An 11,829-nucleotide genomic window follows, 5' to 3' on the forward strand; every position below is an offset into this window, starting at 1 on the left:
ACACTCTCATGCGGCACTACCTCATGGTCCGGCCGGCGTACTTCGACGTCGAGTACTCGATCAACCCTTGGATGGATCCCGGAAAACCCACCGACACCCGGCTCGCGATCACCCAGTGGGAGTGGCTGCGTGACCTTTACGTCGAGCTGGGCCACCGGGTGGACCTGCTCGATCCGGTCCCGGGTCTGCCGGACATGGTGTACGCGGCCAACGGTGCCACCGTGGTGAACGGCAAGGTGCTGGTCGCGCACTTCCACCACCGGCACCGCCGCCGGGAGTCCGAGGCGTACCTGAACTGGTTCACCGAGCACGGTTACCGCGACGTGCGGCAGGCCCGATGGCACAACGAGGGCGAAGGCGATTTCCTGGTCGCGGGCTCCCGGATCCTGGCGGGTTCGGGTTTCCGCACCGACCGCCGCGCACACGACGAGAGCGCCGAGTTCTTCGGGGTGCCGGTGGTGGGACTGACCTTGACCGACCCGCGTTACTACCATCTGGACACCGCCCTGACCGTCCTGGACGACAACCTGATCATGTACTTCCCGCGGGCCTTCACCGAAGAAAGCAGGCAGCGGCTCGAAGAGCTGTACCCGGACGCCATCACCGCTTCGGCCACCGACGCCGCGGCGTTCGGCCTGAACGCGGTCTCCGACGGGCGGCACGTCGTCCTGCCGCAGGCCGCGACGGGACTGATCGCACAGCTGCGCGAGCGCGGCTTCGAACCGATCGGCGCCGATCTTTCGGAGCTGCTCAAGGGCGGCGGGAGCGTCAAATGCTGCACGCTGGAACTCCGCCCCGCCACCCCATGAGGAACGCCGGCCGGATCAGGTCCGGTCCGCGTGCCGCGCGAACCAGGTTTCCAGCAACTCGGTGACACGCTCGGGTTCTTCGTGGTGCGGCCAGTGCCTCGCGTCGAGCCAGTGCACTTCGGATTCGTCGCACAAGGCGGCACTGGGTTCGACGAGACGCGTGCTGAACGCGCCGTCCCGTCGTCCCCAGATGAGCTGGGTCGGCACGTCGACCGGCCGGTCGAGTTCGGCGCGCGCGGCGCGATCGAACGGCGAGATCGTCCGGAACAGCGCGCGGTACCAGAACAGGGGCCGCTGGATCGCGCCTGAGCGGCGCCAGGCGGCGCGATGCCGGTCGACGTCGGCGTCGCTCAGCCGGGCGCCGTGTTTCAGCATCGCCGCGAGAACCGCGCCGTCACGGGCACCGAGGACGGTCTCGGCCAGGCCGGGGATCTGGAACGCCACCATGTACCAGCTCCGCAGCAGCTGGGCGGGTTTGCGGATCAGCGCCTCGGCGAAGACATGCGGATGCGGGCAGTTGACGATGGTCAGCGACCGGACCAGGTCGGGTCGCTCGATCGCCACCATCCAGGCCACCGCCCCGCCCCAGTCGTGCCCGACCAGATGCACCGGCGCCGCGTCCTGCCGCTCGATGAGCGACACGATGTCCTTGACCAGCTCGGGCATCCGGTAGTCGGCGACCAGGCCGGGTTTGGACGACAGGCCGTAGCCTCGCTGATCCGGCGCGAGCACCCGGTAACCCCGCTCGGCGAGCGCGGTCATCTGCGGCTCGAACGTGAACCAGAGGTCGGGCCAGCCATGGAGGAACAGCGCCGCCGGACCGGTTTCGCGACCGCCGGCCTGGAGGTGGAGCGTGACGTCGTCGACGTCCACGAACTGCGGCTGGAACATGGGTGCTCCTTCAGTTGCGGATGATCCTCCGTTCCGTGGCGACGGCCACCGCACCGGCACGGCTGTCGACGCCGAGTTTGTCGTAGATGTGGACCAGATGTGTCTTCACCGTTGCTTCGGAGATGAACAGGCGCGCGGCGATCTGCCGGTTGATCAATCCTTCCGCCACCAACTGCACGATCTCTGTCTCACGCGGGCTCAACGCGGGTGCCGGGGCTCGCATGTGCCCGAAGAGCCGCCCTCTCGCCCACGCCAGGGCCAAGGGCCAGACGACCGTCGTCCAGATCCTCCGAGAGGCGGGAGCCCACTGACCCTGGACACGGTTCCGTTGAGGGGCAAGGGAAAGGTGCCGTTGCCAGCGACGCTGGCCCGGCACCCTGGTGGTCCGGCGTCTCTAATGCGACATTGGGAACCTCCCGGATCGCCACGCACGTCTGGAGCTACCAGCCTTCAACGGCTGCGCGTCGCGAAAGCCACTTTCACGACACCAGGCGTCCCGAAAGTGGCTTTCGCGACACGCGGCCGGGCCCAAGCACCCGCCCACGCCAGGCCCCTGAATGTGCGGATTTCAGGACATCTGAGGTCCCGAAATCCACCCGGTCCCGCCCTGCCGAGCCGATCAGGCCGTCAGGAGTCCTGTCGTGAGGGGGTGTGTGGAAATAGGGACACTCAACGTCCCCATTTCCACACACACCTCACCCAGCGTCACCACGCCAGGCCTCGAATCATTTTCTGTTATGCCAATTGACACAAGTGTTCGCGGCTGGCTACGGTTCGGCCGTGGAGCAGGCACGAGGACGGGGCAGGCCGCGCAAGGACCCTGCGGCGCCGGCCCGATGGACGCCTCCCGAGGGATGGTCGCGGCTGGTCGCCTGGATCTCCCCGGAAGAGAAGAAGGCGCTTAAGCATGTGGCGGTCGAAGCCGACGTTCCCGTGGCGGAGCTGATACGGGCGCTCGCCGGCGGCCTGGCCGTCGGCGCCATCACTCCGGAGGAACTCATCGGGCAAGTCGTGAAAGGGAAGACCGTCATGGAGAAGATCCCCACGCTTTTCGAGCGCGACGATCGCTTCCACGTCGTCGACAGACCTCGCGCCGAGTGCGCGTGGGTCTTCGAAGGCGCCGGGGTCGGCACCGAGAAGCTCGACGGCACCAACGTCCGGCTGACCGTGCGCGCTGGTCAGGTGGTCCGGGTCGAGAAGCGCCGCAATCCGAGCAAGGCGCAGAAACAGCAGGGCATCGTGGACGGCTGGTACGTCGACACCGACAGCGAATCCGCCGACGACAAGTGGATCCTCGCGGCGGCCGGGAACACCGACGTCTCCGCTTGGCCGGACGGGGAGCATCCGAGCGAGGCGCTCGGTCCCCGTATCCAAGGCAACCCCCTGGGGCTGGAAGAACACCGGTGCGTCCCCTTCGACTTCCAGGCACCCGCCCTGCCCGAGGTACCGCGCAGCTACCACGAACTCCGGGACTTCCTCGCCACACTGGACAGCCGGTTCTCTCCGGGGCACACGGCCGAAGGCGTCGTCTTCCACCATCCGGACGGGCGCCGCGCCAAGATCAAACGCAAGGACTTCCCCCGCATGGCGACCGCGTAGGCCCGGAGAAGGCCGCCGGAGGTGAGGCGACCTCACATCCGGCGGCGGTGTCTCGTCGTACCCGGGACAGCGCACGCGAACAAGGGGGCGAATCCCGTGAACCAGCCATCCGAACAAGAACAAGAGCACGATCCGGGCCTGAAGGCGATCGTGAGTGAGCGGCGTCAGCTGATCGGGCTCGCGTACCGCCTGGTCGGTTCCCTGTCCGAGGCCGAGGACGTGGTGCAGGAGACCTACACCCGCTGGTACGCCTTGTCCCCCGCCCGGCGGGACGCGATCGAGTCTCCCGGCGCCTGGCTGACGACGGTCGCCAGCCGTATCTGCCTGGATCTCCTCGGTTCGGCACGCGCGCGACGGGAACGCTACGTCGGCGAATGGCTTCCCGAACCGTTGCCGGGGCGGGTCGAGTGGACGACCGGCCGGCCTCCGGCCACCGACCCCGCCGACCGGATCACCCTCGACGAGTCGATCAACATGGCGTTTCTCGTCGTACTCGAATCGCTGACCCCGGCCGAGCGGGTCGCGTTCGTGCTGCACGACGTGTTCCGCTACGCCTTCGCCGAGGTCGCGGAGATCGTCGGCCGCACCCCGGCCGCGTGCCGTCAGCTCGCCTCTTCGGCGCGCCGCCGCATCCGGGCGACCCGGGTTTCCGCGGCCCCGATCGCCCGGCAGGCCGATCTCATCAAGGATTTCAAGAAGGCTTGGGAGGCCAAGGACATCGAAACGCTCATCGGTCTCCTCGATCCCGACGTCAGGGCGGTCGGCGACGGCGGAGGACTCGTCAGCGCCGCGCTGCACCCGTTCGAAGGCCGCGAGGAGGTCGCGTCCTATCTCATGTCGGTGGCGGAGAAGACGTCCGGCCTCGAACTTCTGGAGCAGACCGTCAACGGCCGGCCCGGCCTGGTGCTCCGGCAGGCCGAGCTGACCGTCGCCGTATTCGCGTTCCACGTCGCCGAAGACCGGATCCGGCACATCTGGGGAGTACGGAATCCCGAGAAACTCCGGCCTTGGACAGACGTGTGACCGCTACGCCGGGAGGGCGCCGAGCTGCCGCAGCTGGGTGAGGACGTCGACGACGCCCCAGATCTCGGTGATCCGCCCTCCGGTGAACCGGAAGATGAAGATCTCGCCGTAGGAGACCGTCTTTCCGGTGGCGGGCAGGCCACGGAGCTCACCTTGGTGGGTGCCGGTGACGGTGTTCCGGCAGACGATCTTGTCTCCGTCGGCGAGCACGTCTTCGGCCGTGACCCGCAGATCGGGGAAGGCGCGAAGCAGCACCGTCCACACTTGCTTCAGCGCCTCCGCCCCTGTCTTGTCCATCGGCACCGGCGCGTGGAACACCACGTCCGGAGCGACGACGTCGTCGATCGTCTTCTCGATGAGCTGGACGCTGCCGGTGTTGGTCGCGTCGTGGAAGCGGGCGAACGCCGCCCGGTTGCGCGCTGTCTCTGTGATGGTCATGTCTTCCCCAAGTCGTATGGGCCGGTCAGGCGAACTGGCCGACCCGGTAGTCCCCGGCGGGGTTCTGGACGATGGCGTTCAACCGGTTGAAGGCGTTGATCAGCGAGATCACGCCCACCAGCGCGGCGAGCTGGTCCTCGTCGAAATGCTTGGCGACGTTCGCCCACGCCTCATCGGTGACGACGCCACCGTCGGCCATCCGGCAGGCCTGCTCGGCCAGCTCCAGCGCGGCCCGCTCGGGTTCGGTGAAGACGGTCGCCTCCCGCCACGCCGCGACCAGATTGATCCGCACGTCCGTCTCGCCGGCGGCGGCGGCTTCCTTGGTGTGGATGTCCAGGCACACCGCGCATCCGTTGATCTGACTCGCGCGCATCCGTACCAGCTCTTGGATCGTGAGCGGCAGCGGCGAGTCGACCAGCGCCCTGTTCGCCGAGACGAGGGCCTTGAGGAACTTGCCACCGACCGGGTTGCCGAAATAGTCGAGCCGGGCGTTCATCGCGATCTCCTTTGCCGTAAGGGGTGTTCTGCCCATCCGACGAAGCAGCCCAGCGAGATGTGAGGCCGTCACACACTTTTCGTCCAGGTGCCGAAACGCCGTGTGGAGGGCGGACCTGGAACGGTCTCGCCCTCCACACGGGGATACAGCCGGTCATCGCAGCACCGCCGGTTCACCTCCGCCGGCGTCACTGGGCTCGGGCTTCGGAGCGCGCAGGGTGGTCATGGCGAGGAAGCCGCCCGCGATCGCGATGCCCGCGGCCCCGAGGAACGCCGCCGAGTACCCGCCGGTCAACGCGATCGGGTCACCGATCCGCCCCGCGCCGAAGGACACGCCGACCGCGGTCATCGCGGCGAGACCGAGTGCCGACCCGATCTGGTACGAGGTGTTCACGATGCCCGACGCGAGCCCGCCTTCCTCCGGCTTCGCGCTCGAGATCGCGGTGCCCAGCGACGGGATGAACGCCAGCGCCTGGCCGAGTGCCGCGACCAGCGACGCGGGCAGGACATCGACGACGAAGTTGCCGGTCGGGCTGACGAACGACAGCCACACCAGACCCGCCGCGAGCGCCCACAGGCCGCCGATGATCATCTTCTTCGGCCCGAACCGGCCGATCAACCGCGGCGCGACCGCGACCATCAGCACCACGATCAGCACCGTCATCGGCAGCAACGCCGCACCGCCGGCGAAGGCCCCGTACCCGAGGACCTGCTGCAGGTACAGGTTGAGGAAGTACCACATCGGGATCCACGCCGCCCCGAGCAGGAACTGCGCGAGGTTCGCGCCACCGAGGTTCGGCGTCCGGAAGATCCCGAGCCGCACCAGCGGAACTTCCCGCTTGCGCTGGATCAGCACGAACACCGCGAGCAGTGCGATACCGCCTGCCAGCGCACCCCAGGTGCCCGCCGCGGCCCAGCCCGCTTCCGGTGCCCGCACGACGCCGAACACGGTCAGCCCGAGACCCGCGGTCGCCGCGACGGCGCCGGCCAGGTCGACCGAGCCACGCCGGGCGGGGGCGGACGGCATCAGCTTGCCCGTCGCCACGATGGCGACCAGGGAAATCGGGACGTAGAGCCAGAAGATCCACGGCCACGACAGCCACTCGGTGATCACGCCGCCGAGGAACACCCCGGCGGTACCACCGGCGGGAGCGGCCGCGCCGTAGAGCGCGAGCGCCTTCGTCAGCTCACGCGGACGCGCGCCGAACAGCATCATCAGCAGGGTCAGCGCGGACGGCGCGATCAGCGCCGCGCCCGCGCCTTGCAACACCCGGCCGAGCAGTTCGACCCACGCGGTGCCCGCGACCGCGGCGACCACCGAGCCGCCGAGGGTGACCACCCAGCCCGCGGTGAACATCTTCCGCGCGCCGAACAGGTCCGACAGGCGTCCGCCGAGCAGCAGCAGCCCGCCGAGCGCGATGACGTAGGCGTTGAACACCCACGACAGATCCCCTGGGGAGAACCCGAGGTCCTGCTGCATGGCGGGTAGTGCGACGCCGATGATCGAGGTGTCCATGATGACCATGAACTGGGCCAACGCGATGAGTCCCAGCGCCCACCACCGTCGTGGGTCCGGGGTTGTCTCCGCCATGACTTCCGTCCTTTCGAGACCTAATTACCCCTAGGGGGTATCTGACGGAGATGAACCTAGGCCGCTGGACGTGTGTGGCGCAAGTACCCCTAGGGGGTATCTATGTAGTGCTGGTCACACCCCGCTCCGCGACACGTTCGACCTTGCCGACCAGGAAGACGTACGACAGGATCCCGGCGACCGTGATCACGGTCATGTAGGCGAAGCCGGGCGCGAAGCTGTCATCGGTGACGATCAGGCCGATCACGATCGGGGTGGCGATCGACGACAGGTTCCCGATGAAGTTGAACATCCCGCCGGTCAGCCCGAGCAGCCGTCGTGGCGCCAGCGCGGAGACGAGCGACCAGGTGATCGACGCGAGACCGTTTCCGAAGAAGGCGACCGAGAGGATCACGATGACCAGCGTGGTCGAGTCGGTGAACCCGGCCGCGACCATCACGGTGCTCAGCAGCAGCCCGGCGATGATCGGGCCTTTGCGCGCCACCCCGAGCGACGCGCCGCGCCGGACCAGGAAGTCCGACAGCACACCGGAAGCCAGCACACCGATCAGTGCCGCGATGAACGGCAACGACGCCAGGAAGCCGGATTTGATGTAGTCCATTTCCCGGTATTCGACGAGATACGTCGGGAACCAGGTGAGGAAGAACCAGAGCGTCGAGGTCAGGCAGAACTGTCCGAAGTAGATTCCCCACAGCTTCCGGCTGCCCAGCACGGTCGCCAGATCCGCACGCGTGATCCGCGCCCGCTCCGGCCGCTCGCTCGGCAGGTCCACCAGGCCGCCACCGGAGCGGATCAGCTCCACCTCGGCCTCGTTGGCCCGCGAATCGCGCGGCTCACGGTACTTCGCGTACCAGAGCACCGCCCAGAGGATGCCGACCAGGCCGGTGGCGATGAACACCCAGTGCCACGACAGCGCGGTCTGCAACCAGGACAGCACCGGCGTCAGCAGGGCGAGGCCGATGAACTGGCCGGAGGTGTAGAAACCGATCGCCGTGGCGCGTTCGCGTTCCGGGAACCAGACGGTCGCGATCTTGCTGTTGATCGGATAAGCGGGCGCCTCGAAGACACCGACCATCAGCCGCAACGCGATCAGCGCCACGAACCCGCCGAACACCCCCATGAACAAGGTCGCGAGCGACCACAGGATCAGGCAGGCCGGATAGAGCAGCCGCGGCGGAATCTTGTCGACCAGCCAGCCGCCGGGAAGCTGTAACGCGGCATACGTCCAGCCGAAGGCCGACAGGAGCAGACCCTGTTCCGCTTTGGACAGCTCGAGTTCGCCGGCGATCGCGGGCATCGCGATCGACAGGTTCGAGCGGTCCAGATAGTTGATGACGACGGTGATGAACAGCATCACCGCGATGAGCACCCGGTACCGGGACGGCCGAGTGGCGAGTCCTGTGTGGACGGAGGTGATCATCGCGCTCACCATTCCGCGAACGAGCCGTCGGCGTGCCGCCACACCGGATTCCGCCAGCGATGACCCTCGGCCGCCCGTTCGGCGACGTACTCCTCGTTGATCTTGATGCCGAGCCCCGGGCGGGCGGGGATGGCGACCTGCCCGTCGTCGTAGGCGAACACCGACGGATCCACCAGGTAGTCGAGGAGGTCGTTGCTCGTGTTGTAGTGGATGCCGAGGCTCTGTTCCTGGATCGTGGCGTTGTAGCAGCCCGCGTCGATCTGCAGGCAGGCCGCCAGCGCGATCGGGCCGAGCGGGCAGTGCAGGGCCAGTCCGACGTCGTAGGCCTCGGCCATGTGCGCGATCTTGCGCGCTTCGGTGATGCCGCCGCAGTGCGACGGATCCGGCTGGATGATGTCGACGGCGCCCGAAGCCAGGACCGCCTTGAAATCCCACCTCGAGTACAGCCGTTCGCCGAGCGCGATGGGGATCGGCGAGTTGCGCAGGACGTCGGCGAAGCCGTCGACGTGCTCGGACAGCACCGGTTCCTCGACGAACATCAGCCGGTACGGCTCCAGTTCGCGCAGCAGGACCTTGGCCATCGGCTTGTGCACGCGGCCGTGGAAGTCCACCCCGATGCCGATGTTCGGGCCCACCGCCCGGCGGACGGCGTCGACGTTGGCCACACAGCGGTCCACCTTGTCCCAGGTGTCCAGATAGGACAGTTCCTCGGTCCCGTTCATCTTCACCGCGCTGAACCCGCGGTCCACCACCTCACGCGCGGCGCGGGCGGTCTCGGCGGGACGGTCTCCGCCGATCCAGGAGTACACCTTGATCCGGTCGCGCACCCGGCCGCCGAGCAGTTCGTGGACCGACACGCCGAGCGCCTTGCCCTTGATGTCCCACAAAGCCTGGTCGATGCCTGCCAGCGCGCTCATGTGGAGGCCACCGCCGCGATAGAACCCGCCGCGGTAGAGGACCGTCCACAGATCCTCGATCCGCGAGGGATCCTTGCCGATCAGGTGATCGGAAAGCTCCTCCACGGTGGCGGCCACGGAGGCGGCCCGGCCCTCCAGGACCGGTTCGCCCCAGCCGGTGACGCCCTCGTCGGTCTCGATCTTCAGGAAAGACCAGCGGGGCGGCACCTGATATGTCGTCATTGACACGATCTTCATCGGTTTCTTCCTCAGTCCTGGTGCCAGATTTCGGAGAGTTCGCGAGCACGGACGGCGACCGCGTCCGCGCTGTCGCCCGGCCGGTAGAGGCAGGAACCCAGCCCCGCCCCGGCCGCACCGGCGGCGGCCCAGGCCGCCAGGTTCGTCGCGTCGACGCCGCCGACCGGCAGCAGTCCGACCTCGCGCGGCAGCACGGCGCGCCACGCCTTCATCCCTTCGATCCCGACCGCGCCGGCGGGGAACAGCTTGAGGTGCCGGGCGCCCGCGGCCAGCGCGGCGAACGCTTCGGTGGGCGTGGCCACGCCGGGATACGGCGTCATGCCCTCGGCCACGGCGGCGGAGATCACCGCGGGATCGCCGTTGGGCGCCACGATCATCCGCGCGCCGGCGTCGCGCGCCCGCCCGACGTCTTCGGTGGTGAGCACGGTGCCCGCGCCGATCACGCACCGCTGTCCGAACGCGTCGGCGAGGAGGCGGACGCTCTCGAACGGTTCCGGCGAATTCAGCGGCACCTCGATGGCGGGGAAGCCCGCGTCGACGAGCGCCCTGCCGATGCCGACGACCTCGGCCGGGATCACTCCGCGCAGGATCGCGATCAAACCGGTCACGGCTTCACTGTCCTTTCGAGACGGTCTTCGAGCAGTCCGGCGGCCTTCGCGATCCGCCACAGCCCCCTGGCGGTGATCTCCTCGGACAGCACGGTCGCCTCCACTCCCCTTTCGGCGAGTGCGGCGGCGTAGCGACGGCAGAGTTCGCTCGCTCCGCACAGCACCACGCGGGTATCCGAGTCACGCAGCAGATGGGAAACCTCGTCGGCGATCAGCACTCCCGAGAGGTAGTCCGGCAGCGACGCCGGTTCGAGTACGCCGTCGAGCACGAGAGGACGGGCGCCGAACGCCTCGGTGGCGAGCCCCCGCGAACGCCGTCCCGCGGTCAACCCCCGCGAGAACGCCTCGTCGTCGGGGACCGGACCGGCGGCCGTGCGGGCGAGGATGCCGTGCGTGGTCAGCAATCCGTACAGTTCGCCGGTCATCGCGGTGGCGAAGTCCGTCACGAGCCCGTTCTCGACACGGACCCATTTGCTGTGCGTGCCGGGCAGCACCACCGTGAGCGGCCCGGCGGGTTCGCCGAGCGCTTCGAGCACGCCGGCCAGTTGCGTTTCCTCACCGCGGATCACGTCACCGGGGCGCTCACCGGACGGGATCCGCAGTCCCGGCACGAGATGGAGCACGCCGTCGCGATGGGACACCGGGACGAGCGAGGAGGAATCCGGTTTCGCCGGGACGGTGCGATAGCCGGAGTCGGCCCAGCCCTGCGCGCTGCCCACCATGCCGGAGGCGATGGACGGCAGCCCGGGGAACTCCGTGAGCCAGTCGCCGCAGGTCTCCCGGAAGGCCGACTCGTAGGCGGCGGCCCTGGCTCGCGGGTCACCTGGGTCCACGTCCTCGGTCGTGGTGAGCAGTCCGCGCCCGGTGTCGCGGGCGGCCAGGATCTCGCCGGTCCTGCCGAGCAGCCAGGCACGCTGACCGGAGGTTCCCCAGTCGAGCGCGATCAAGGCGGGTCCGATGTCCGTCACGAGCGACATCGTGCGGCGGCGTTCCCGATAATGCGATCGCCGTCCCTATATGTAGGATTCGGGCATGTCCGAACCAGCTCCGCCCGGCACCCAGACCCTCGCCCGCGGTCTCGCGGTGATCCGCGCCGTCGCGGGTGGCGCGACCGATCTCCGCACCCTGGTCGAGCGCACCGGGCTGGGCCGCAGCACGGCGCACCGGCTGGTCCAGCTGCTGGTGAGCGAGGGCTACCTGCGCAGCGGACGGGACGGGTACACGCTCGGTCCCACCCTGATCGAACTGGGTTTCCAGGCCCTGCACGGAAGTCCGCTGCCGGTGGTCGCCCGGCCGGTGCTGGAGGAACTGGCCGCCCAGTTGCGCGACACGGTGCACCTCGCCGTCCGAGACGGGGATTCGGTGCTGTACCTGGACAAGCTGCCGGGTACACGGGGCGCGGAGATGCGCTCCCGGATCGGGCACCGGATGCCCTTGACCCGCACCGGCGTCGGCATGGCGCTCCTGCTGGACTCCTCGCCGGAATGGCGGGAGCTGTACCTGGCCGAAACCCCGGCGGAACCGGGCCGGGTACACCCGGAGAACCTCGACGCGTTCCTGGCGCGGATGCGCGAGTACGCGGAGGCCGGGGTGGCGATGGACCTCGAGGACAACGAGCCGGGGATCCGCTGCGTCGCGGCGCCGATCCGGGACGCCACCGGCGCGATCGCCGGGGCCATCAGCGTTTCGGCGACCCGGCCGTACATGCCCGCCGCCCGGATGCGCGGCCTGAACCGCGTCGTCGGCCGTGCGGCGCAACAGGTTTCCGCCGGCCTCGGCCACCGCGAACCCTGACAGCCGG

12 protein-coding genes and 1 pseudogene are annotated in these 11,829 nt (G+C 68.7%); 4 read left to right on the forward strand and 9 right to left on the reverse strand.

Annotated elements, in window-relative coordinates:
- The first annotated feature begins 8 nt into the window (after positions 1-8).
- The gene (gene ddaH, locus ACIHAO_RS06280) at positions 9-809 is read left to right on the forward strand and encodes a dimethylargininase (RefSeq protein WP_396555050.1); all 801 of its coding nucleotides are present in this window, start codon (positions 9-11) and stop codon (positions 807-809) included.
- Between the two features lie 15 nt (positions 810-824).
- Here ddaH and ACIHAO_RS06285 read toward each other — a convergent pair whose 3' ends face one another.
- On the reverse strand, positions 825-1,700 hold the full coding sequence (locus ACIHAO_RS06285) for an alpha/beta fold hydrolase (RefSeq protein ID WP_396555051.1): 876 nt from the start codon (positions 1,698-1,700) through the stop codon (positions 825-827).
- Between the two features lie 10 nt (positions 1,701-1,710).
- Positions 1,711-1,938 (reverse strand): annotated as a pseudogene (locus ACIHAO_RS06290) (response regulator transcription factor); the annotation flags it as partial.
- A gap of 542 nt (positions 1,939-2,480) precedes the next feature.
- On the opposite strand from ACIHAO_RS06290, the gene ACIHAO_RS06295 reads away from it, so the two are divergent.
- Entirely contained in the window at positions 2,481-3,299 is an 819-nt protein-coding gene (locus ACIHAO_RS06295; RefSeq protein ID WP_396555052.1) for a hypothetical protein, read from the forward strand.
- Between the two features lie 96 nt (positions 3,300-3,395).
- Positions 3,396-4,322, forward strand: a complete 927-nt coding sequence (gene sigJ / locus ACIHAO_RS06300; protein ID WP_396555053.1) for an RNA polymerase sigma factor SigJ — start codon at positions 3,396-3,398, stop codon at positions 4,320-4,322.
- A 3-nt stretch (positions 4,323-4,325) separates the two neighbouring features.
- On the opposite strand, the gene ACIHAO_RS06305 is transcribed toward sigJ, so the two are convergent.
- From ACIHAO_RS06305 to ACIHAO_RS06335, 7 genes are all read right to left on the reverse strand, one after another.
- Positions 4,326-4,760, reverse strand: a complete 435-nt coding sequence (locus ACIHAO_RS06305; RefSeq protein WP_396555054.1) for an ester cyclase — start codon at positions 4,758-4,760, stop codon at positions 4,326-4,328.
- A gap of 25 nt (positions 4,761-4,785) precedes the next feature.
- A complete protein-coding gene (locus ACIHAO_RS06310) occupies positions 4,786-5,256 on the reverse strand; it encodes a carboxymuconolactone decarboxylase family protein (RefSeq protein WP_396555055.1) in 471 nt (156 codons plus the stop codon).
- A gap of 153 nt (positions 5,257-5,409) precedes the next feature.
- Complete coding sequence (locus ACIHAO_RS06315; RefSeq protein WP_396555056.1) at positions 5,410-6,846, reverse strand: MFS transporter; 1,437 nt, start codon at positions 6,844-6,846, stop codon at positions 5,410-5,412.
- Positions 6,847-6,946: 100 nt separating this feature from the next.
- Positions 6,947-8,266 (reverse strand): MFS transporter, encoded by a 1,320-nt coding sequence (locus ACIHAO_RS06320; protein ID WP_396555057.1) that lies wholly within the window; start codon positions 8,264-8,266, stop codon positions 6,947-6,949.
- A gap of 5 nt (positions 8,267-8,271) precedes the next feature.
- Positions 8,272-9,420: a galactonate dehydratase gene (gene dgoD / locus ACIHAO_RS06325; RefSeq protein ID WP_396555058.1), complete on the reverse strand. Its 1,149-nt coding sequence runs from the start codon at positions 9,418-9,420 to the stop codon at positions 8,272-8,274.
- Between the two features lie 11 nt (positions 9,421-9,431).
- A complete protein-coding gene (locus tag ACIHAO_RS06330) occupies positions 9,432-10,028 on the reverse strand; it encodes a 2-dehydro-3-deoxy-6-phosphogalactonate aldolase (RefSeq protein ID WP_396555059.1) in 597 nt (198 codons plus the stop codon).
- Positions 10,025-11,005 (reverse strand): 2-dehydro-3-deoxygalactonokinase, encoded by a 981-nt coding sequence (locus tag ACIHAO_RS06335; RefSeq protein ID WP_396555060.1) that lies wholly within the window; start codon positions 11,003-11,005, stop codon positions 10,025-10,027. The genes ACIHAO_RS06330 and ACIHAO_RS06335 overlap by 4 nt, the downstream gene beginning before the upstream one ends.
- A 55-nt stretch (positions 11,006-11,060) precedes the next feature.
- Between ACIHAO_RS06335 and ACIHAO_RS06340 the strand changes: the two genes are divergently transcribed.
- Entirely contained in the window at positions 11,061-11,822 is a 762-nt protein-coding gene (locus ACIHAO_RS06340; protein WP_396555061.1) for an IclR family transcriptional regulator, read from the forward strand.
- Positions 11,823-11,829 lie beyond the last annotated feature (7 nt).

This window comes from Amycolatopsis sp. NPDC052450, assembly GCF_044547565.1.
In the GTDB taxonomy this organism is placed as follows: Bacteria; Actinomycetota; Actinomycetes; order Mycobacteriales; family Pseudonocardiaceae; genus Amycolatopsis.